The 21,857-nt window shown below is 36.3% G+C and carries 16 protein-coding genes and 2 tRNA genes; 8 read left to right on the top strand and 10 right to left on the bottom strand.

The features are described 5' to 3' along the window. Positions 1 to 44 precede the first annotated feature (44 nt). From ACFSAH_RS06695 to ACFSAH_RS06685, 3 genes are all read left to right on the top strand, one after another. Positions 45 to 491 carry a DUF3408 domain-containing protein gene (locus ACFSAH_RS06695; protein WP_379661937.1) on the top strand — a complete coding sequence of 149 codons (447 nt, stop codon included), beginning with the start codon at positions 45 to 47 and terminating at the stop codon, positions 489 to 491. Positions 492 to 880: 389 nt separating this feature from the next. Continuing rightward, a complete protein-coding gene (locus ACFSAH_RS06690; RefSeq protein ID WP_379661936.1) occupies positions 881 to 1,042 on the top strand; it encodes a hypothetical protein in 162 nt (53 codons plus the stop codon). 57 nt (positions 1,043 to 1,099) lie between these two features. Beyond that, the gene (locus ACFSAH_RS06685; protein WP_379662058.1) at positions 1,100 to 2,665 is read left to right on the top strand and encodes a recombinase family protein; all 1,566 of its coding nucleotides are present in this window, start codon (positions 1,100 to 1,102) and stop codon (positions 2,663 to 2,665) included. Here the strand turns inward: ACFSAH_RS06685 and ACFSAH_RS06680 are convergent. Further along, a tRNA-Glu gene (locus ACFSAH_RS06680) sits at positions 2,628 to 2,699 on the bottom strand. The two genes, ACFSAH_RS06685 and ACFSAH_RS06680, sit on opposite strands and share 38 nt — an antisense overlap. Positions 2,700 to 2,725: 26 nt before the next feature. Next, positions 2,726 to 2,801, bottom strand: a tRNA-Met gene (locus tag ACFSAH_RS06675). Between the two features lie 132 nt (positions 2,802 to 2,933). Between ACFSAH_RS06675 and era the strand changes: the two genes are divergently transcribed. Further along, complete coding sequence (era, locus tag ACFSAH_RS06670) at positions 2,934 to 3,812, top strand: GTPase Era (RefSeq protein WP_379661935.1); 879 nt, start codon at positions 2,934 to 2,936, stop codon at positions 3,810 to 3,812. Positions 3,813 to 3,906: 94 nt separating this feature from the next. Further along, positions 3,907 to 5,208, top strand: coding sequence for a ribosome biogenesis GTPase Der (gene der, locus ACFSAH_RS06665; protein WP_379661934.1), 1,302 nt, complete (start codon positions 3,907 to 3,909; stop codon positions 5,206 to 5,208). A gap of 82 nt (positions 5,209 to 5,290) precedes the next feature. On the opposite strand, the gene ACFSAH_RS06660 is transcribed toward der, so the two are convergent. From ACFSAH_RS06660 to ACFSAH_RS06650, 3 genes are read right to left on the bottom strand one after another with little or no spacing between them, the layout of a single operon-like run. Beyond that, a complete protein-coding gene (locus ACFSAH_RS06660; RefSeq protein ID WP_379661933.1) occupies positions 5,291 to 6,961 on the bottom strand; it encodes a sodium/sugar symporter in 1,671 nt (556 codons plus the stop codon). A 33-nt stretch (positions 6,962 to 6,994) separates the two neighbouring features. Next, positions 6,995 to 8,326 carry a xylose isomerase gene (gene xylA / locus ACFSAH_RS06655; RefSeq protein ID WP_379661932.1) on the bottom strand — a complete coding sequence of 444 codons (1,332 nt, stop codon included), beginning with the start codon at positions 8,324 to 8,326 and terminating at the stop codon, positions 6,995 to 6,997. A 1-nt stretch (position 8,327) separates the two neighbouring features. Next, entirely contained in the window at positions 8,328 to 9,812 is a 1,485-nt protein-coding gene (locus ACFSAH_RS06650) for a xylulokinase (protein WP_379661931.1), read from the bottom strand. 104 nt (positions 9,813 to 9,916) lie between these two features. Here ACFSAH_RS06650 and ACFSAH_RS06645 point away from each other — a divergent pair, with 104 nt between their 5' ends. Beyond that, on the top strand, positions 9,917 to 10,933 hold the full coding sequence (locus tag ACFSAH_RS06645; protein WP_379661930.1) for a LacI family DNA-binding transcriptional regulator: 1,017 nt from the start codon (positions 9,917 to 9,919) through the stop codon (positions 10,931 to 10,933). 58 nt (positions 10,934 to 10,991) lie between these two features. Beyond that, positions 10,992 to 11,456, top strand: a complete 465-nt coding sequence (locus ACFSAH_RS06640; RefSeq protein ID WP_379661929.1) for a response regulator — start codon at positions 10,992 to 10,994, stop codon at positions 11,454 to 11,456. A gap of 125 nt (positions 11,457 to 11,581) precedes the next feature. On the opposite strand, the gene ACFSAH_RS06635 is transcribed toward ACFSAH_RS06640, so the two are convergent. From ACFSAH_RS06635 to ACFSAH_RS06615, 5 genes are read right to left on the bottom strand one after another with little or no spacing between them, the layout of a single operon-like run. After that, positions 11,582 to 11,863: a response regulator gene (locus ACFSAH_RS06635; RefSeq protein ID WP_379661928.1), complete on the bottom strand. Its 282-nt coding sequence runs from the start codon at positions 11,861 to 11,863 to the stop codon at positions 11,582 to 11,584. Positions 11,864 to 11,870: 7 nt separating this feature from the next. Further along, positions 11,871 to 12,962, bottom strand: coding sequence for a hybrid sensor histidine kinase/response regulator (locus ACFSAH_RS06630; protein ID WP_379661927.1), 1,092 nt, complete (start codon positions 12,960 to 12,962; stop codon positions 11,871 to 11,873). Between the two features lie 26 nt (positions 12,963 to 12,988). Further along, the gene (locus tag ACFSAH_RS06625) at positions 12,989 to 15,148 is read right to left on the bottom strand and encodes a sensor histidine kinase (RefSeq protein WP_379661926.1); all 2,160 of its coding nucleotides are present in this window, start codon (positions 15,146 to 15,148) and stop codon (positions 12,989 to 12,991) included. A gap of 3 nt (positions 15,149 to 15,151) precedes the next feature. After that, on the bottom strand, positions 15,152 to 17,461 hold the full coding sequence (locus ACFSAH_RS06620; RefSeq protein WP_379661925.1) for an Rv1355c family protein: 2,310 nt from the start codon (positions 17,459 to 17,461) through the stop codon (positions 15,152 to 15,154). A 19-nt stretch (positions 17,462 to 17,480) separates the two neighbouring features. Then, a complete protein-coding gene (locus ACFSAH_RS06615; protein WP_379661924.1) occupies positions 17,481 to 18,299 on the bottom strand; it encodes a hypothetical protein in 819 nt (272 codons plus the stop codon). Between the two features lie 353 nt (positions 18,300 to 18,652). Between ACFSAH_RS06615 and ACFSAH_RS06610 the strand changes: the two genes are divergently transcribed. Next, complete coding sequence (locus ACFSAH_RS06610) at positions 18,653 to 21,841, top strand: SusC/RagA family TonB-linked outer membrane protein (RefSeq protein ID WP_379661923.1); 3,189 nt, start codon at positions 18,653 to 18,655, stop codon at positions 21,839 to 21,841. The last annotated feature ends 16 nt before the right edge of the window (positions 21,842 to 21,857 follow it).

Raw genomic sequence — 21,857 nt, 5'->3', positions numbered from 1 at the left:
GCTAACCAGACAGCTAATCTGATATAATATTAAAAACGATAGGTATGATACAAGAAGAAAACAAAAAACAGCAACCCGAAGAACAGGATTTTATGGAAATGATTATCGGTAACGACAAGAAAAATCCCCAACAGGAACAGCAGACCGTAACACATCGGGACGACTTTACCGCAGACGAAAAATCCGCAGAAACGGAAGATACAAAACCGACTGCAAGTAATACCAAACGAACGACCTCAAAGCCAAAGAAGCTGACGAAAGAGGATTACTGCGGACAGTTCTTTAAAATCCCGAACACTGCGGCAAGCAAAGGCAAATCGGTCTATGTACGACAGGAACACCACGATACGTTCAACAGGCTTACCAACATTATAGGTATCGACAAGCTCACGATTTATGCGTATCTGGACAATATTGTCGAATACCATTTTCAGGAGTTCGGAGAGTTGATTAAGGAAATCTATAATGAAAAGCACAAGCCGTTGTTTTGATAGTGGTGTGCTGGTGGGTAGTACGTTCCTCCCTCTTAAAATTGTTTCCAAAAGAAAAAAACAGAAAAAAAAGAAAGGCATTCAATCAAGGCGGACAGGCGGAAAAACCAAAAGGAAACGGAATAAGTCCCGAAGGGTGGCAGGGCAACACACAACAACTCGGCGAAGCCACCTTTTTTGTCCTGCCATTATGCCGTAAGCTTTTGGTTGGGCGGTGCGGTGGCTGTCCGCCTTACCTTTGCTACCTTTTTGTTCTTTTTTGGGTACATTTTTAAATATTTCTTTTATAGTATTTGGCATCTGAACGCCAAATGCAACCTCTGACTGCAACATTTTAATCCCGACCTATTTCCCTAACTACCTTAGCCATAACAACACGGCGTTAGGTAATGCAGGAGAGAAAGGAAATAGAGAAAATACCTATCGAAGAAGCAATGGAGCTTCTCCGCAAAGAGGGTATTGATGTGGGGCAGGAAGAAGCCGAACTGATTATGGATTTTCTGTACAACCTTACGATGATAGTTATTCGGGAATGCTTTGATGTTGAATGATTTATTTCGTAAATTAGCTAATCCCCAAGACACATTGTCCATTTAAAGAGATTAGCAATGAAAAGAGCAGATTTATACATACGTGTTTCCACCGATGAACAGGCAGACAAAGGATATTCACAGCGTGACCAAGAGGAACGCTTGAAACGATTTTGTTCAACCAATAAGATTGCTGTCGGACAGGTTATCTACGAAGACCATTCCGCTAAGACCTTTAACCGTCCTGAATGGACAAAACTCCTGAACAATCTTAAAAAGAAAAGTTCAAAGGCCAACCTTATCCTGTTTACCAAATGGGATAGGTTCAGCCGTAATGCAGGTGATGCCTATCAGATGATTAGCACACTTAACAAACTTGGCATAGAACCGCAGGCTGTGGAACAGCCCTTAGACCTTTCCATTCCCGAAAACAAGATGATGCTTGCGATATATCTTTCTGCTCCCGAAGTGGAGAACGACCGCAGGGCATTGAACACATTCTACGGTATGCGCAGGGCAAGGAAAGAGGGGCGTTTGATGGGGAAAGCACCATTCGGATACATCAACAGGAGCAAAGAGGACGGACGAAAATACATCGCTCCCAAAGAACCCGAAGCGTCAAGTATGCGTTGGGCTTTCAACGAGATAGCTAAAGGCGTGTTCGCCTGTGACCAAGTACGGCAGAAAATGAATGCACAGAGCCAAACGAAATTGAGCCGAAGTGCTTTCCACGTAGCCGTCCGCAATCCGCTATACTACGGCAAGATATTCATAGCCAAATTCAAGGACGAGGAAGCCCATTTGGTGCAGGGTCAGCACGAACCGCTTATAAGTGAAGAACTTTTCAATAAGGTGCAACTTATATTGGACGGAAACAAAAGGGTGGAACGTCCGAATACCAAAATACTTTCGGATAAGAACCTACCATTAAGAGGTTTTTTGGTGTGTCCTGAATGCGGTCGTAACCTAACAGGAAGTGCTTCCAAAGGAAGAACGAACCGTTATTACTATTACCATTGTGTTTCTTCGTGTGGCTTCCGTCAGAAAGCCGAAGTTGCCAATGATATTTTTGAAAAAGGAATGCGTCAGTTTGAACTGAACGTTAGTGTAAAGAATATTCTCAAAAAACTGCTATTGGACAACTACAAAAAATTTGTGCAGAACCCATTTGATGAAAAGAAACGGATTGCACAGGAAATAGACAGGCTTAACGCAAAGTTGTCGGTAGCAAGGAACAAACTACTTGCGGAAACCATTGATGACGAGGAATATCTTGAAATTAAAAGTGAATGTAAAGAACGGATTGAAAGTCTGGAAGAACAGTTGAGCAAGGACGGTTTGGATACCAAGAAAATCAATATAGATAAGTCTTTGGACAGGGCTTTACAGAGTATCATAAATATCCCGAAACTGTACAGCGAGGGCGAAATCCATACAAGGAGAGCGGTAATTGGTTCGATATTCCCCGAAAAATTAGAGTTTGACGGAAAAACTTATCGAACCGCCCGAACGAACGTAATCGCACACCATATCTTTCAGATAAACAACGGATTACCCCAAAATAAGAACAGGACAAACGAAAATATATTTCATTTATCCTGTTTAGTAGCCCGTAGGGGAATCGAACCCCTGTTTCAAGAATGAAAATCTTGCGTCCTAACCCCTAGACGAACGGGCCAATTGGAAATGTCTTTCAATTTCCTTTGGTAGCGGGGACACGACTCGAACGTGCGACCTTCGGGTTATGAGCCCGACGAGCTACCAACTGCTCCACCCCGCACTGTATTTTTTTGTTTTTTTCTTAGCAATCGCTGCTTTCAATTCGTTTTTTGATATATATCTTGTTCCGAATTGGACTGCAAAGATATAATTCGTTTCTTTGTAAAGCAAATAAAATTTAAAAAATATTTAAATGTCACATAAAGCAGGTTTTGTAAGTATCGTAGGAAAGCCCAATGCGGGGAAATCAACATTGATGAATACATTGGTTGGAGAGAAAATGGCCATTATTACTTCTAAAGCACAAACCACCAGACACCGTATTATTGGGATTGTGAATGAGGAAGATTATCAAATTGTTTTTTCAGATACGCCTGGAGTTATAAAACCTGCATATAAACTGCAGGAAACAATGATGGACGCTGTTAAAGGGTCTCTTGTTGATGCAGATATTATTCTGTTTGTAACAGATATTAACGAAAAGCATGATGAACAGGATGTGATAGATAGGATAAAAGGCTCTTCTGCTAAGTTGATGGTAATTGTGAATAAGATAGATGAATCAACAGAGGAAGAGGTGACTCAAAAAATGAACTATTGGAAAGAAAAACTGAATCCAGATGCAATCATAGGAATATCTGCACTTCATAATTTCAATATAGAGAAGATAATGCCGTTTATTATTGAGCATTTACCGGTGCATCCACCATATTATGAGAAAGATGAGTTGACTACCCGTAGCGAACGTTTTTTTGTTTCGGAGATGATAAGAGAAAAAATATTCAAATTCTATAAAAAAGAGATTCCATACAGTACAGAGGTTATCATTACATCTTTTAAGGAAAATAAAGATCTTATCAAGATTAGTTCGGAGATAATAGTAGAGAGAGATTCTCAGAAAAATATTTTGATTGGTCCGGGAGGAGCTATGCTTAAGAAAATTGGAACTTATGCCAGACAGGATATGGAAGATTTCTTGCAGAAAAAGGTCTTCTTAGAGATATTTGTTAAGGTAATTCCTGATTGGAGAAATAGAAGTAGTTATCTGAAACAGTTTGGTTACGAAGAATAAATTATCATAAGCTGCGGTTTAGCAGCGTTAATTGATTATTTTTGCAAAAAACAAAATTATGCCGGCAAGATAAGGCTGGGAAAAACAAATAAATATGGGAAATATAGTAGCGATCGTCGGGAGACCGAACGTAGGAAAATCTACCTTGTATAACAGATTAACAGAGACCAGAAAAGCCATTGTGGACGATATGAGTGGTGTTACCAGAGATAGGCATTATGGTGTGGCAGAATGGACAGATAAGTCTTTTACAGTTATTGATACAGGAGGGTATGTAGCTAATTCAGAAGATGTTTTTGAAATAGCCATCAGAGAGCAGGTTATTATTGCCATTGAAGAGGCAACTGCTATTATTTTTATGGTTGATGTTGTTACCGGAACAACAGATTTGGATGATGAGATAGCTGGTGTTTTAAGAAGAAGTAAGAAGCCCGTTTTTGTAGCTGCTAATAAAGTAGATAACAATATGCTACTCGCCCAATCTGCCGAATTTTACGGATTTGGTTTGGGTGAAGTTTATTGTATTTCATCTATGACTGGTTCTGGTACAGGTGAATTGCTGGACGAGGTTGTTAAAACGTTTGAAGATGTAGAAGAAGAGAAAAATGAACTTCCTGTTTATGCTATTGTTGGCAGGCCTAATGTTGGTAAATCATCCATGATTAACTCTTTATTAGGTAGGCAACGTAATATTGTTACTGATATAGCAGGTACAACAAGAGATTCTATCCATATCCATTATAAGCAGTTTGGACACGATTTTATGTTGGTGGACACTGCCGGATTACGTAAGAAAACCAAAGTAAGGGAAAATATTGAGTTTTACTCAGTAATGAGGACTATAAAAGCCCTGGAAGAAGCAGATGTGATTATTTTGATGCTGGATGCTTTAGAAGGAATAGAATCTCAGGATATTAATATATTCCATTTGGCGGAAAAGAATAGAAAAGGGGTGGTTTTAGTCGTTAATAAATGGGATTTGGTAGAGAAAGATCATAAGACTGCAAAAGAGTATGAAAAGACGATAAAAGAGAAGCTAGCGCCCTTTACAGATGTTCCTGTTATTTTTACTTCTGTAACCGAAAAGCAAAGAATATTTAAAACGATAGAAAGTGCTCAAAAAGTTTATGAGAATAGAGCCAAGAAAATAAGCACATCTAAATTAAATGATATTTTATTGCCTATAATAGAGAAAACACCACCGCCAGCAACTAAGGGAAAGCATATTAAGATAAAGTATATTACACAAATAAATGCGTCTTCACCTATGTTTGCTTTCTTTTGTAATCTCCCCCAGTACATTAAGGAGCCCTACAAAAGATTTCTGGAGAATAAATTGAGAGAACATTTTGACTTTTCTGGAGTACCAATCCAGCTGTTTTTCAGACAAAAGTAAAAGAGATATTTGTTTATTGATAAAAAAGTCCGGTTGGTATATACCAACCGTACTTTTTGTTCTTTATTATTATTGATCGTTATTACCAGTAAATGGAATATAGAGCAACCAATAATAATATAATAATTAATGATCCGGCTATAAAAGCTGGATGTGATTTGAACATTTTTGTGTCTACTTCTAGCCCTTGCGGAGTAATACCACGTTTATTGTCTATCAAGGAAATAATAATCATACCTACGATACAGATAATGAATACAAAGCCCATTCTGTCTAAGAAAGGAATTTCGTAAATGGTAATGCCATCAACAATCTTTGGTGCCGAAAAGCCCATGCTGTATAAAAACTCAAGATCTACCATGCCTGGTAATATTTTGAAGAAAACAGATAAAATAAATCCTCCTATAGTAGCAAAAAGAGCGGCGTTAGAAGTTGTTTTCTTCCAGAAGAAACCTAATATAAACATTGCGAAAATACCCGGAGATACAAATCCGGTATATTCCTGAATGTATTGAAATCCTCCTTTTTTGTCGATCCCCAAATAAGGGGCAATAAATACCGCTAAAATCATGGATACTACTACGGTGATTTTACCCACCTTAACCAGGTTTGCTTCTGAAGCATTTTCGTTTAATGCTTTCTTGTAAACGTCCAATGTAAATATTGTAGCAATACTATTTGCTTTACCCGCTAAGGATGCAACAATGGCAGCTGTTAAAGCAGCAAAAGATAAGCCTTTTAGTCCTGTAGGTAATAAGTTCAGTAGTACAGGATAAGCCTTATCAGGGTTTATTTCTCCATTCTGTAAAAGTTCTGTTTGGAACCCGCCACGTTGGTAAAGTACAAAAGCAGCAATACCCGGTAATACCACAATAATAGGCATTAACATTTTTAGAAATGCAGCAAACAGAATACCGTTACGGGCAGTTTTTAAGTCGGCGCCCAAAGCTCTTTGAGTAATGTATTGGTTACAGCCCCAGTAATTCAGGTTTACAATCCAAAGCCCCCCGATAAGCATTGTCATTCCGGGAATATCAAGATAATGTGGATTGGTTTTATCGAATATCATGTGGAAATGATCCGGAGCTTCTTTTGTAAGAACATTAAGTCCTTCTATAACTCCTTGTTGGTCTGAAACCAAGTTCAGCGCTAAATAAGTAGTTATTAATCCTCCAAGAATAAGGAAGAAAACCTGAATAACGTCAGTAAATCCAATTACCTTCATCCCTCCCAGCGTAATTACAATAGCGAAAATGGCTAATGCATACATACACATGGTAATATTTAATCCGGAAATACTGTTAATAGCCAGCGCGCCCAAATACAAGATTGATGTTAAATTCACCACAACATATAATAATAGCCAGAAAATAGCCATAATCATAGCTACAGTCCCATTATAGCGTTGGTTAAGGAACTGTGGCATGGTGAAAATCTTGTTTTTGAGGTAGACCGGAATAAAGAATATCGCAACAATAATTAAAGTTGCTGCAGCCATCCATTCATAGGCAGCAATAGCTAGCCCTAATGTAAAACCTGAGCCGCTCATTCCAATGAATTGTTCTGCAGAAATATTAGAAGCAATTAAAGACGCTCCGATTGCCCACCATGTTAGTGAACCTTCTGCTAAGAAATAATCTTTGGAACTGGCACTCTCAGCCTTTTTCCGATTGTAAATCCATAGACCGTAGCCCGCTACGATCACAAAGTAAATCAGAAATACAATGTAATCTGAAGTGTGAAGTGTACTCATTAATGTATAGTTTGGTTTGGAACACCGAATTTATTAAAAAATAAACTTATTAATAGTGTTTTCCAAAAATTCTTGTTTTCCACTTTTAACCTGCGGTTCGCCGTTGCTAATAGCATAAGCTCTTAAATCTTCCAGGTTTAGTTTTCCCTGTTCAAATTCAAGACCTGCTCCTGTGTCGAAAGAAGAATATCTTTCTTTTCTTATCTTCGTGTAATCAGATTTTTGGATAATTTCATCGGCAATCAACAATGCTTTTGCAAAAATGTCCATGCCGCCAATGTGTGCATAAAATAGATCTTCAGGATCTGTAGAGTTTCTGCGTATTTTTGCATCAAAATTAATTCCACCGCCTTGTAAACCACCAGCTTCGATAATAACCAACATAGATTCTACCAGTTCTGTAATATTGTTTGGGAATTGATCAGTATCCCATCCGTTTTGATAGTCTCCTCTGTTTGCATCAATAGAGCCTAATAAGCCAGCATCTGCTGCAACCTGTAGTTCATGTTGAAAAGTGTGTCCAGCAAGTGTTGCATGGTTTACTTCCAGGTTTAGTTTGAAGTCGCCCAGTAAATCATACTGTCTTAAAAAACCTACTACTGTTTCGGCATCGTAATCGTATTGATGTTTTGATGGTTCACAAGGTTTAGGTTCAATAAAGAAAGTTCCTTTGAATCCGTTTTTTCGGGCATAATCTTTAACCATGTGCAAGAAAGTTGCGAAATGTTCTTTCTCTCGTTTCATATTGGTATTTAATAAGGACATATAGCCTTCTCTACCACCCCAGAAAACGTAATTTTCGCCACCTAATGCAATTGTTGCATCAATTGCAGCTTTTACCTGTGTAGCACCATGAGTTAATACATGAAAATCTGGGTTGGTGATTGCTCCGTTCATATACCTTCTGTTCGAAAACAAATTAGCCGTTCCCCACAATAATTTAACTCCGCTCTCTTTCTGCTTCTGTTGAGCATAATCTACAATAGCCTGCAAACGTCTTTCATTTTCTATAATATCTGAAGTGTAATCTACAAGATCTACATCATGGAAACAATAATATGGCATACCCATTTTGGTAATAAATTCAAAAGCAGCATCCATTTTATCTTTAGCTCTTTCGACAGCATCTTTTTTTGCATCCCACGGAAAAATATGTGTAGATTCTCCAAAAGGATCGCCTCCATTTCCACAGAAGGAATGCCAGTATGCACATGCAAATTTCATGTATTCTTTCATGCTCTTGCCTTGTATCATCCTGTTCTCATCATACCATCTGAAAGCTAATGGGTTGTTTGACTCTTTTCCCTCGTAATTGATTTTTCCTATACCTTTGAAAAACTCAGTTTCTCCTTTTATTACTGACATGTTATATGGTTTTTATTTTGTTGTTTAATAATTCTTTCCAATTTTGATATATTTCTTCATATTCTGAAGATCTTTTTGGTTCTATGGTTTTGAGCTTTTTGATATTCAAGAATGCGTCCTTGGGTTCTTTGTAATATCCTATGCCTATACCTGCTCCCAATGCAGCACCTACACTTCCATCATTTTCATATATATCAACAGGTACATTGGTAGATTCCACGAAGTCAGTCTGGAAAACCTCGCTTAAAAATAGGTTTGAATTTCCTGCTTTGATTATTTGAGGATTTAATCCGTTTTCACGCATAATATCGAGACCATACCTAAAAGAGAAAGCAATGCCTTCTTGTATTGATTTAAGGATGTGTGGAGTTTGATGTTGGTTTAGATCAATATTTTCTATATGTGCACCAACAAGTTTGTTGCTTAGCATTCTTTCGGCACCATTTCCGAAAGGAAGCATTCTTAGTCCATTACTTCCCAGTGGAATATTTGATGCCAGTTTGTTCATTTCCGGATAGGAGAGTTCTTTACCCATAACTTTCTTTGCCCAGCTATATGAGATACCTGTGCCATTAATGCAAAGTAATACACCCGTACGTGTTTTTTCGGGAGTATAGTTTATATGGGCAAAAGTGTTTATCCGAGATTCTTTATCGTAAACCAATTTGTCGCTAACACCATATATAACACCAGAGGTGCCGGCTGTAGAAGCTACTTCTCCGGGCTCGAGCACATTGAGAGATAATGCGTTGTTGGGTTGGTCACCCGCTTTGTAAGAAACAACAACCTGATCATTTAATCCGAGTTCAACGGAAATTTGTTTGTCTATTTTTCCATGTACTGAGAATACTGGTTTTATTTCTGGAAATAACTCTAAATCAAAACCATAATAATCAAGTATGGTTTTAGACAACCGGTTGTTTTTGAAATCCCAAAAAATCCCTTCTGATAAGGAGCTGACACTTGAAGTTATGGTATTGGTAAGCTTCATGGCTACATAATCACCGGGAAGCATAATCTTATTTATTTTATCGTAAATCTCAGGTTCATGTTGTTTTACCCACGCTAATTTTGAAGCGGTGAAATTGCCTGGTGAATTCAGATGATGGCTCAACAGCCTGTCTTTCTCTAAATCATGAAAAGCCTTATCTCCAATATCTACAGCTCTGCTGTCGCACCAAATGATGGAGTTTCTGAGAGGAGTTTGAAATTTATCTACAACTACAAGTCCATGCATCTGATAAGCGATGCCTATAGCTGTAATTTGTTTTGGGTCATATTTTTTGGAAGAATGAGCCTTTAGAACGGCTAATTTAATGTTACTCCACCATTTCTCAGGAGATTGTTCTGCCCATCCGGACTTAAGGACTATAATCTCTTCTTCGGTCTCCGGATATTGTGAAGAACATAATGTTTTTTGTGTATCTGCTTCTACTACAGATACTTTTATAGATGAAGTTCCTAAATCGATACCTAAAAATAGCATAAGTTAGTTTATTTGTTTGCACATCAACTGTGCAACCGGTTGCATAAAAGTATAATTAAATTTTCATTTGCCAAAGTTTCATAGAAATTTATTTACTTTAAGTATTGAAAAAGAAGACAACCATATACGATATAGCCAAGGAGCTAAATGTAACAGTTTCTACGGTTTCCAGAGCACTGAACGGGTTTTCGACTATTAGTGATGCGACTAAAAAGGCCGTTTTGGAAACCGCAAAAAAAATGAATTATAGCCCAAACAAACTGGCTTCTTCCCTTAAGTCGGGAAAAACCCAGACGATTGGAGTAATTGTGCCTAGTACTCAGGTTCATTTTTTTGCATCAGTAATACACAGTATAGAGCAAACTTTGAAGAATAATGGGTATAGAGTTTTGCTTTATCAGTCTAATGAATCGTTGGAAAATGAGATTAATGGAGTGAAAACATTACTGGAAGCACAAGTTGATGGTATTATAGCATCTATGTCACTTGAAACAGAAGATGTGAGCCATTTCAAATCGGTTATTAAACAAAATAAACCATTAATTCTGTTTGATAGAACTCATAAAGACATAGAAGCCCCATCTGTGACTATAAATGACTTTGATGCCGGTTATATGGCTACGCAACATTTGGTAGATAAGGGGTATCGAAATATTGGTTTTGTAACAACATCGCATCAAATAAAAATATTTAACGATAGGTACGAAGGGTTTAAGCAGGCTCTGAAAGATAATAATTTATCGATAGCTGAAGAAAATATAGTCTTTGGAGGACTTTCAATTAAAGATGGTCGATTTGGGGCTGGTAAGCTGCTGAGATCTACAAATCTTCCTGATGCTATTATTGCAGGAGATGATTTTACTGCACTTGGAGTAATTAAAAAATTAAAGGAGAATAATTTGGTACCTCCACATATTGGTGTGATGGGATTTGCTAATGAAACTTTTTCGGCATTTATTACACCCAGTTTGTCAACTATAGATCAGCAGGCTAATAAGATGGGGGCAGAGTGTGCGAAGATGTTTCTGAAAATGGTAAAAAAGAAAAATCCTTACGATAATATAGAACATATTATACTTGAACCTGTTTTAGTAGAAAGACAATCGACGGATAAAAATTAATCTGGAAATATTGTATCTTTATTGAAGAATAAATTAGTTGTTTAGAACCGATAATAATATGTCTGATAAAAAAATTAAAGTACTTTATGTGGATGATGAGGAGAATAATCTGATTTCTTTTAAAGCTAATTTTAGAATTAAATATCAGGTTTATACTGCCTTAAGTGGGGAAGAAGCCATTAAAATTTTAGACCAGAAAGAAATAGATATTATTATAACGGATCAACGTATGCCTCATATGACTGGTGTTGAGTTTCTGGAAAGTATAATCCCGAAACATCCTGATCCTATGAGAATTCTCCTGACAGGATATGCGGATATGAGTGCTGTGGTAGATGCTGTAAACAAAGGAAAGATTTTCCATTATTTGAGTAAACCATGGGATGAAGATGAGTTAGATATTACCATAACCCGGGCCTACGATGTTTTAAACAAAAAGCGGGAGATTGAAGTGATGAATAAAAAACTTGAAACTTCTAATGACCAGCTTGAGTTTATGTTAAGACAAAAACTACTATCTTAGGAATTAGTAGTTTTGTTTATTCTGTATAGAATCCAGAGTTTTAATAATATCTTCTATGGTATAGGGTTTTTGCAATACTTTTATTACAGACGGATAATTTTCTATTCTGTGAATATCATTTTTATTTAAAGAGTTGTTATTGGAACTACCCTATATTGGCTTTTCATATCTTCTGATAATGCTTCAAAAGCATCTAGGAATTCAAATCCATTCATTATAGGCATCATAATATCTAATAATATTACAGTGATATTATTGCTGAATTCTCTGGACTTGATGTGGTCCAAACAAGCGTTAGCCTCATGGAAAGATCTTCTTTCGTAGCTGCGCTGAGTTTTCTCTATTATTTTTTCAGCGATATAACAATCAAGTTCTCTGTCGTCTACAATGAAAAATGAAAAGTCCATTTAAATGCTATTTGTGAGGTATTATAATTGTGAATTTTGCACCTTTGTTGACTTCTGAGTCAACTGTGATTTTTCCATTAAGTTTGGTTAATGCACTTTTTAAGTTGAATAAGCCGAACCCGGAACCGGTAGCATGGTGATGCGCCCTGAAAAACAGATTGAAAATTTCTTTTTGATATTTTTCTTCAATTCCATATCCATTATCTTCAACTATTATAGTTGCTTCGCCTTTGTATACCTTAATGTTTAAATTTACTATTTTATTTTCATTATTCGCAATTTGATATTTAAATGCATTGGACAGGAGATTGTTAATGATAAGCTTTATAGATACTTCATCATTCCAGAACGATTCGTTTTGCTCTATATCAATTGTGAATTTGATATTGGCAGATTTAGCATAAATGTTGTATACGTCGGCAATTTCTTGTACTATTTCCTGAAAGTTGATGTTGGTGATTTTTAACTCACCCCGCTCTAAACTATAATAATCATGCATACTAAGTATAAAGGAATCCAGTTTTTCAACAGATTTGTTCATCATTTTTAGGATTTCCTTTACTTCGTTGATATCGTTTGTTGCTAAAGCCAGATTAATTCCTCCTGATATTCCTACTAATGGACCTCTGATATCATGACTTACACTATAGGCAAATTTATCTAACTCCGAATAGGCGCGTTCAAGTTCTTCATTTTTTTGAGACAGCATAGAATGAGCCAGATAAAATTTATTAGCTTCTTCTATTGCGGTAATTATATCTACATCTAACCAGGGTTTTTTAACGTATCTGAATACGTGACCTTTATTTATTGCACCAATAACAGCTTCGATATCAGAGAAAGCAGTAATCAGTATTCTAATGGGGTGTGGATTGGTGCTTCTTATTTCCTCAAAAAACTCTACCCCTGTTTTTTCAGGCATTCTCTGGTCACAGAAAATAACTCGTATATCAGGGTGCTTTTCCAGTATTTCAAATGCTTCGTTAGCCTTTTTTGCGCAGAAAACATTATAATCAAACCTGAGTAAGGCTTTAAAACCTATGAGGTTGTTCGCTTCATCATCTAAATATAAGACTTTAATTTTTTCACTTTCAGCCATTGTTTTCGCTCTTTCTTTTTCGTACTCTATGCTTCGGCCTGCTGCTGATGAACAATGGGAAGTGTGATTTTTATTCGGGTCCCTTTGCTAAGCTCACTGCTAACCTCTATAGTGCCATTATGTTTTTTTACTGTGTTATAGGCAATAGACATGCCAAGACCAGTGCCCTCACCAACATCTTTTGTAGTGAAGAAAGGATCGAATATCTTAGAAATGGTGATATCTCCCATGCCACACCCATTATCGATAAAGGTAACAGACACTTCATTTGGTCCTTCCTCTTTTACGGAAATAGTTAGCTTTCCGTTTCCATTATTTTTATGGATTTGGCTAACGGCATGTATAGCGTTAGAAATAATGTTCAGGAAAACCTGATTTAATTTTCCCGGGTAACATTCTATTGGAGGTATAGCGTTATAATCTCTCTCTACAACAATATTATTTGAGTTAATAAGACTATTCATGATCACTAAAGTAGAGTCGAGTCCGTCAGTAAGATTGGCCTTTTTGAGGTCATCTTCATCTACGCGGGAAAATATCCTAAGCCCTTTTACTATTTCAGCAGTTCTGGATGCTCCATCATTGATGCCTTTTAGTAAATGATCGATCTCTATTTTTAAATAATCGTAATCTAAATCTTCTTTATATTGTTCAATTTCCTGACCTATTTCCTGTTTAGATTTGTCGGAAAGAGAAAGCTCCTCAAAGGTGTCAATAGTGTCGAATAACATTTTTACATCCCTTTGTAAAGGAGATACATTAGAAGTTACGAAGTTAATAGGGTTATTAATTTCGTGAGCGATACCTGCTGTAAGCTGTCCTAAAGAAGCCATCTTTTCTGCGGCAACTAGCTGTGTTTGGGTTTGTTTCAGGTCTTCTAGAGTAACATGTAATTCCTCATTAGCTTCTTGTAATTCAGCAGTTCTTTCAGTTACTTTTTGCTCTAGTACAATGTTTTGTTCTCGGATGATTTGTTCGTTTTCTTTGGATATTCTTAAAGCCTCTGCTTGTGATAATTCTTTTTCTTTTTTTAGTATATTAATTCTGTCAGCTAGAGCCAAAGATAACAATGTGACCTCTAGTGTTGTGCCAATCTGCATTGTGTAGTTTGTATAGAAATTATATGGAAGTATTCCTGAATTTCTAAGAATATACAGTATAAGTCCGATGAAAAATACACTCCAGGCTAACAAGAAGAATTTTGCTGGTCTATATCCATTTAAAGCAATTTTTGTAGCTACTATATATATGACAAATATAGTGTATATGGCAGAGATATCTATTAATCTATAACTAATCGTACCTAGTCCTATTACTCTGAATATAACTGCGCTAGAATATAATAATAGCGAAAGAATAAAGGCTTTATTGAGAGAAGGAGTTCTTACTTTAGTCTGAAGGAAGGATTGAATAAACAATATCCCAAAGATACCTGCAAGACCAGGGAAAACAACAAGAGCTTTGTTGTAGATTGCAGGATAATTATAGAAAATGTACTTAAAAGTATAACCAGATAGTGTAATCTGAGTTAATAAAGTAAATGCTGTGTATAATATATAGTATAAATAACTGCTATCTTTTGTGGAAATAAATAGGAAAAGATTATAAAATATCATTACCCCGAGTATACCAATAAGAATTCCCCAAACAATGTCATGGTTTATAAGATAGTTGGTGATATTCTGAGGAGCGCCCAGGATAATAGGTAAGATCATTTGCTCTGTACTATTTATTCGAATATAAAATGTTTGTGTGCTGTCTTCAGGTACATTTAAATCGAAAAGGGCATTTTGATGAGGATATTTTCTTTCATTAAAACGTTGATTGGTTGATATGTTTTTACTCTCATACTTTCCATTTTTGAAATAAAATAACTCGCAATTATCTAATGTAGAATTTTCTATCATCAGAACCAGATCGTCTCCGTGGGATCTGTTTTCGATTGAAAATTTTAGCCAAAAGTTTGAATTGCTTAATTTTAGACCAGGAGTTTGGGAGTCCGAAGGCGTGAAATCCGTAGATTTTTGGATTTCTTCTATTTTAAGAATCTTGCTTTTATCTTCTAAGATAGACAAGGAGTTTCCAATAATTATATTTTCTCCCTGAAATATGACAGGAGCTTGCGAGTAGCTTTTATCAATTAATAAAAGATGAAAGCAAATTAAGATAATGAAGACTTTCTTCATGGATTAATCAAAAAATAGTACATTATTTATTGGCAGTCGATAAGATTTTAATTCCGGTTCTGGAGCAATAGCAATTTTTGCTAAAAACACTTCTGCATGATTATCGGTGAGTCCGGTAATAGATTGAAACTCTCGTCTTAGTGTGTGTAATTCATTAATGTTATTCTCATCAATACCTTCTCCTTTTCCGTGTATTAATCTTGTAAATAAATATAGAGGAGATATTAAGGGATGAACAGCTAAATTAAGTTGTGTTGCTTTTAACCAAAAGCGTTCTATTGCCATTCCCCCTCTAAAAAAACTTTCAAGACTATACTGAGGGATAGTTATAAGGCATAGAGCAGAAGCACCAGAAATTGTACGGTTAGCTAATGTGTCAAATGCTTTTCCTCCTTGCCAGTCTTTTAGATACGAAATTACTTTACTGTCTTTAAGCATGGATAAAGCAGCTAATTGTGAGTTATTTAAACCAAGTGTTTTAACATCTATTCCATCTTTTGTAGACTCCGCAGATTCACCAGTCCATCTCATCTCTCTATTTACAAAATCGTGATGACCAGCTGGATTCAATAACCTTATTCTGTCACAAGCTCCAATCATTTTAGCAAATAATCTTAGATCTTTATCATTAGTATAATATTGAATGTTTGCACCTTCAATGGTTGTTGTGGTATTAGCAAGAGCTTCTAAAATATCATTTGATATGATTTTTTTTTCGGAAAAGTTCCTATTAGTGTGCCTTCTTTGTATTTCTTTACCTAAGGTTTTAATACTTTCTATGTTCCTTGTGTTCTCGATCTGGCTGAAATTGATGACAGCGACCAGTTTTGCTTGATTTGGAAGAGGGTGAAACTTTATAGAAGCGTTAATTCCTTGATTTAAAGCCTCTATGTATAAATTTTCAAAAGCTGCTCCCAAAGAAATGTAAGATGCTGTTTTTTGAAAATCTCCAAAAGAATGTGAACGGCTTTCTTCATGAAATAAGAAAAGTGAATTCTCTTTATAAAGCCATTTCCATGGTTGATCATTTCCGGTAGAAGGGGCAGCTATTGCTGCTTTTACTAGATCTGATACTACTGTTTTATCTAGATAAAAGCTTTTATTTGTTTTAAAAGGATATTCTGCTAGGATTTGTTTCATCTCGTCTAACGAGATTGGTAAATGTGGATTATTATATGTGTATTTAGAGGGATTATTGATAGATGTATCTGAGACGAGTTCTTCAATATCTATATAGTATCGCCCTGAGGAGGTGTATTGGTTAAGCAGAATTCTTCTGCTTACATCTGCAGCTACGGCCCCACCTAATGTTACAGAACTGGCCAGTTGAGGCCAAGTATTTATTGTTTGCTGAACCTCAACCATTGATGCCTTCCCTCTTGAGGATATATTTTCAGCACCTAGTAATTGTAGAATAATAGGAACCTTATCTTCATTAGATAATTCTTTAATAGTGTGCGGGTTTACACCGTCGGCTTTTCCATGCAATAATGGTCTATTAGGTTCAAGGTCAAATCGTTCCACGTCTAACATTCCTCTATCGCTCGTATCCATAATAACAGGAATTTTTAGATCTCTGGCCTTATGCCTTGCGATAATCTTCATATCCAGTCCGTCACATTCATCTACTAACAAATCTAATTTCCCATTTTTTAAAAAGAAATCATCAATATTATTATCAGTTAGGCCATCGAAAAAACAAGAAATATTTAAGAAGGGATCTATTTCAAGCATTTCTCTGGCTGCAATAGTGACTTTAGGAATATTAAGGTTTGAAATACTCGTTCTTATCCTATTCATGTTGCTCAATTCAAGCACATCAAAATCAGCTAATCGAATTTCCCCAAAACCTCGTTCCATAGCGAGAGTTAGAGCTATAGATTGACCTACAGAAAGGCCTATAATTCCTATTTTTTTTTGTGCAAGTATATCTTGTTCCTGTTTAGTTATTTTGTATTGGTTTCTGTTTGTACGTACCTGTTTATATTCTTCTTCATCTAAAATATGAACCATCTTTTGGTTCCAGGGGTAATATACCCATACACCATAATCTTGTAGAGAGTAGCTACCGATGTGGTCTTTAATGAGTTGTGTATAATCCTCATCAGCTAGTCTTTTTGATGGGTTCTTACATTTGATAAGATCTTTTAGTTGGTCGTATATTTCGTCATGAACAAAGCTTATTCTATTATTGTTCAATAAACTTTCGAACTCTATATATTCTTCTTTTCTATAAATGCGAAAGAATAAAGGGGAGTATGTCCTGTCTAAGTTAGAAGAATGCTCTTTTAGTTTATTAATTTTTTCTAGCATGTCTGATATTACGATCTTATTACTGAATGTTTAAATCTTCTTCGTCAACCTCATTGTCGAATAGGGGTTTCTCACGTCTTTTGGTGTTTTCTATTGTTGCTTTTAGATCCCAGTTCTCTAAACCTGGAATCTGTATTTCGTAATGAATCTCTATTTCCTTTCTTCTAAGTTCCTCTAACCGTATAATGTTAAGATGTTCTCTTAGTCTGAAAATAGCATTCCTTTCTTCATCGATAGCTTTGATTAAGGTTTCCGGATCTTTTAATATCATGGTAGTGGCTATGAGATCTAATTTGGGATAATAGAAAGTACCATTATTGCCTACTGTAGTTTCTACTTCGTATCCCGAATTAATTCCCATTTGCACTGTATAGGGAGCGCACAAAGCAAGAATTGAGCTCAGGCCTATTTGTGTGGAAATTGCTACGCATGCTCTTGATAGAAATATACTCCCTACGCCGTAACCGGCTATTTCCCTAGAATTCCATAGACCGCAAAATTCACCTGTTCCTCCTTGAGCATAGTCATAAACGAGGTCGTAAACCGAAGAGTCAAGAGGTCCTGTAGCCTCTTCAATAGGTAGTGGCTGGCTTCCGCCTGCTACGTGAATTCGTACTCCTCCGTACACTTTTTTCTTGTCCAGAGACTCTACTATAAGTACAAATGCGGCAGGATTATACATCCATTCATTTTTAGAGGAAGTTACCTTGGTGACTCCAATGTTAGTTAATACTTGTGTATGTCCTTCGATGAATAGTTCGCAGGTCTTGGGATCATCTATTGCTCTAAAAGCCCTTAATCTGACTACAGGTTTGTCCCTATTTAAGCTGGATTCCATCTTTGAGATATATTCCTTGATTAATGAGTAATAAAATATGGTATGAAGATAGTAAAATTGGGCTTTAGGACACAAAAATATCTTTATATAAAATTAGAGTACAAACATAAATTGAAAAATGTATTGTCACAGGATTATTATAACAATTCATAATAACCAACCATTCTGTACTGTCCCGGTATCGATGCCGGCATCGATTGCGTATTTTTTTTATCTTATATCTTTCTTTTTTGTTTAAAAACTGGTTACAATTGTTCAAGCCAATTAATTTTTTAAGAGATCTAAATAATCAAAAACATACAAAAGGAACATGTGTTATTGGCTATGCTTGTTAGACCTAAAATTAGTTTAATATGATAAATAAAGTTTTTAAGTTGCTGATTTGCTTGCTGCTGACTTTTGAAGCTATACATGCTCAAACAAAGCAGATAAAAGGAAAGGTTAGTGACAATACCGGAGAACCACTGGCCGGTGTTGGGATTAACATCAAAAACAGTACAGTAGGAGCCCAGACTGATGTAAACGGCCAATTTACCCTTAATATTCCGGGGACTGTATCTAATGCCGTATTGGTTTTTAGGTATATTGGGTTTAAAGCAAAGGAAGTTACTGTGGGAAACCAAACTTCAATCAATGTTGTGCTGGAACAGGAAGCCACTATGTTAAATGAGGTGGTAGCTATTGGTTATGGTACGGTTCAAAAGAAAGATTTAACCGGGGCTGTAGCTTCTGTTAGTGCTGAAACCATTGCAGCTGCACCGGTTTCTTCTGCATTAGAAGCGATACAAGGTCGGGTTGCAGGTGTAAATATATCATCAACCGAGGGATCTCCTGAAGCAGAAATGACAGTCAGAGTAAGAGGAGGTGGATCTATTACTGGAGATAATTCCCCATTATACATTGTAGATGGATTTCCTGTAGCTTCTATTTCCGATATCGCTCCTCAGGATATTGAGTCTATTGATATTTTAAAAGATGCTTCTTCTACGGCGATTTATGGTTCAAGAGGAGCTAATGGCGTTGTTTTGGTTACAACCAAAAACAGTAAAACAGGCAAAACAAGTATTAGCTTTAATGTATTTGGAGGGCCGAAGAATCTGGCGAATAAATTAGATGTTTTGCAACCCTATGATTATGCAACCTGGCAATATGAAAGGTCGTTATTAGCCAATAAACCCAACGATTACACTAAATATTTTGGAAATTATCAGGATATAGATTTATATAAAGAGGTAGAATCTAATGATTGGCAAGAGATTGTTTTTGGACGAACAGGGAGTACCTACAATCAGAACCTTAACATTAGTGGAGGTGGAGAAAAAACCAAATTCAGTGTTAGTCATAGTTTAATCAAGGATAAGGCTATTATGCAGCTTTCTAATTATGAGAGACAGAATATCAACTTTAAATTGAATCATAAATTATATGATAAGTTAACACTTGATTTAGGTGCTCGTTATGCTGATACAAAAATAAAAGGCGGAGGTGCGAATGAGCAAAAAGAGATTTCCTCAGGTGATTCGAGGTTGAAGCATGCTATGATTTATCCCCCTTTTGCTATAGGAGGATTAACCAATTCAACAGATACTGATGATGATTTTAACTTATATAATCCTGTAATAGCTCTATCAGACAATGATCAATATGTAGGGCGTAAGGCTTATAACCTGAATGGAGCATTAAATTATCAAATTGTAAGTAATCTAAAACTTCGTTCAGAAATAGGGTATGACAATTATAGGAATGATCAGGATCGTTTCTATGGAAACACTACCTATTATGTGAGAAATATTCCAGCAAGTGAAAATAAAGAGCATCCCGCTGTCATTTTTACAAATACCAGCCGGAACATTATTAGAAATACAAATACCTTGAGTTATGACTTTAAGAAGGTGCTTCCAAAAGATCATTCCCTGAATGTATTAGCTGGACAAGAGTTTATTAAAACAGAAGAGGCAATCTTAACAACCGCAGTACACGGATTTCCTAAAACATTTGATTTTGATAATGCCAGAAAACTATCCACACAAGGGCAGGCTTATTCAATAGACAATTACATGTCACCTGATGACAAGCTACTGTCTTTTTTTGGAAGAGCTAGTTATGACTATCAAGGCAAATATCTGTTAAGTGCTACATTCAGAGCAGATGGTTCTTCTAAATTCTCTGAAGGAAACCGCTGGGGGTATTTCCCTTCCGTTTCTGCGGGATGGAGAATATCTCAGGAAAGCTTTATGGAAAGCACAAAGTCCTGGCTGGCAGATTTAAAATTAAGAGCCAGCTATGGCGCGGCGGGTAATAACAATATTCCCTCTGGTCAAATGACACAATCTTTTCAAAACTCTACAACATCCTGGGTAAACGGTACCAATAACTATTGGGCACCATCTAAAACTATGGCAAATCCAGATTTGAAATGGGAAACAACAGTTACGCGCAATCTGGGTTTAGACTTTTCTTTGTTTAATTCAAAGGTTAATGCCACAGTAGATGCCTACTTGAATAGAACAAAAGACTTGCTTATCCAATTCCCTGTACCGGGAACAGGATACGATTACCAATACCGAAACTTAGGAGAAACGGAAAATAAAGGTCTGGAGTTTGCATTAAACTGGAATACTATACGTAAGAAGAACTTTGATTTAACCGTAAACGCTAATATTAATATGAATAGAAATAAGGTGATTTCTTTAGGTTCTGTAAAGAATATAACCGGATCTTCTGGTTGGGCATCTAGCGAAATAAATGCTGACTATTTAGTGGCAGAAGGTGCTTCAATAGGTCGTATTTACGGATACATAAGCGAAGGAAGATATGAAGTTTCTGATTTTGACGGATATATTAATGGAAAATGGGTGCTGAAAAGTGGTTTAGGAAATGCAACCTCCAGTGATGTTCTGGACGAAATCCGTCCAGGTTCTATTAAGATAAAAGATCTTACAGAAGATGGGAAAATAGATGCAAGCGACAGAACCATTATAGGAAACACAAATCCATTACATACAGGAGGTTTTTCTATCGTATCCAGAGTGTATAACTTTGACTTGGGAGCATTTTTTAACTGGAGTTATGGAAACGATGTATATAATGCAAATAAAATAGAATACACATCAACCAGTAAGTATCATTCAAGAAATATGTTGTCTATTATGGAAACAGGCAACCGTTGGACCAATCTTCGTTCTGATGGAACGATTAGCAATGACCCGGCCGAATTGGAAGCTATGAATGCTAATACAACCATGTGGTCTCCATATATGAAAAAGTTTGCATTAACAGATTGGGCAATTGAAGATGGATCCTTCTTAAGACTATCAACCTTTACAATTGGTTATACATTGCCAAATGCTATTTCTTCAAGATTGAAAATGCAAAAACTAAGAGTGTACGCTTCAGGATATAATTTATGGTTATGGACAAACTACTCAGGTTTTGATCCGGAGGTATCTACCAGACGTAATACTCCACTTACACCAGGCGTAGATTATTCAGCCTATCCCAGAAGCAGGTCTTTTGTGTTTGGTTTGAATGTTAATTTTTAGTAACACACTTAATTGG

The organism is Pseudopedobacter beijingensis (assembly GCF_042678145.1).
GTDB classification, from domain to species: domain Bacteria; phylum Bacteroidota; class Bacteroidia; order Sphingobacteriales; family Sphingobacteriaceae; genus Pseudopedobacter; species Pseudopedobacter beijingensis.
The sequence above is the reverse complement of the archived record's forward strand: the minus strand, read 5'-3'. Positions and strand labels throughout refer to the sequence as shown.

Coding starts and splice junctions, on each gene's coding strand:
- ACFSAH_RS06630 (WP_379661927.1), bottom strand. CDS start 12,962: ATGGCTGAAAGTGAAAAAATTAAAGTCTTATATTTAGATGATGAAGCG.
- era (WP_379661935.1), top strand. CDS start 2,934: ATGTCACATAAAGCAGGTTTTGTAAGTATCGTAGGAAAGCCCAATGCG.
- ACFSAH_RS06695 (WP_379661937.1), top strand. CDS start 45: ATGATACAAGAAGAAAACAAAAAACAGCAACCCGAAGAACAGGATTTT.
- xylA (WP_379661932.1), bottom strand. CDS start 8,326: ATGTCAGTAATAAAAGGAGAAACTGAGTTTTTCAAAGGTATAGGAAAA.
- ACFSAH_RS06610 (WP_379661923.1), top strand. CDS start 18,653: ATGATAAATAAAGTTTTTAAGTTGCTGATTTGCTTGCTGCTGACTTTT.
- ACFSAH_RS06625 (WP_379661926.1), bottom strand. CDS start 15,148: ATGAAGAAAGTCTTCATTATCTTAATTTGCTTTCATCTTTTATTAATT.
- ACFSAH_RS06685 (WP_379662058.1), top strand. CDS start 1,100: ATGAAAAGAGCAGATTTATACATACGTGTTTCCACCGATGAACAGGCA.
- ACFSAH_RS06690 (WP_379661936.1), top strand. CDS start 881: ATGCAGGAGAGAAAGGAAATAGAGAAAATACCTATCGAAGAAGCAATG.
- ACFSAH_RS06635 (WP_379661928.1), bottom strand. CDS start 11,863: ATGGACTTTTCATTTTTCATTGTAGACGACAGAGAACTTGATTGTTAT.
- ACFSAH_RS06620 (WP_379661925.1), bottom strand. CDS start 17,461: ATGCTAGAAAAAATTAATAAACTAAAAGAGCATTCTTCTAACTTAGAC.
- ACFSAH_RS06660 (WP_379661933.1), bottom strand. CDS start 6,961: ATGAGTACACTTCACACTTCAGATTACATTGTATTTCTGATTTACTTT.
- ACFSAH_RS06615 (WP_379661924.1), bottom strand. CDS start 18,299: ATGGAATCCAGCTTAAATAGGGACAAACCTGTAGTCAGATTAAGGGCT.
- ACFSAH_RS06650 (WP_379661931.1), bottom strand. CDS start 9,812: ATGCTATTTTTAGGTATCGATTTAGGAACTTCATCTATAAAAGTATCT.
- der (WP_379661934.1), top strand. CDS start 3,907: ATGGGAAATATAGTAGCGATCGTCGGGAGACCGAACGTAGGAAAATCT.
- ACFSAH_RS06640 (WP_379661929.1), top strand. CDS start 10,992: ATGTCTGATAAAAAAATTAAAGTACTTTATGTGGATGATGAGGAGAAT.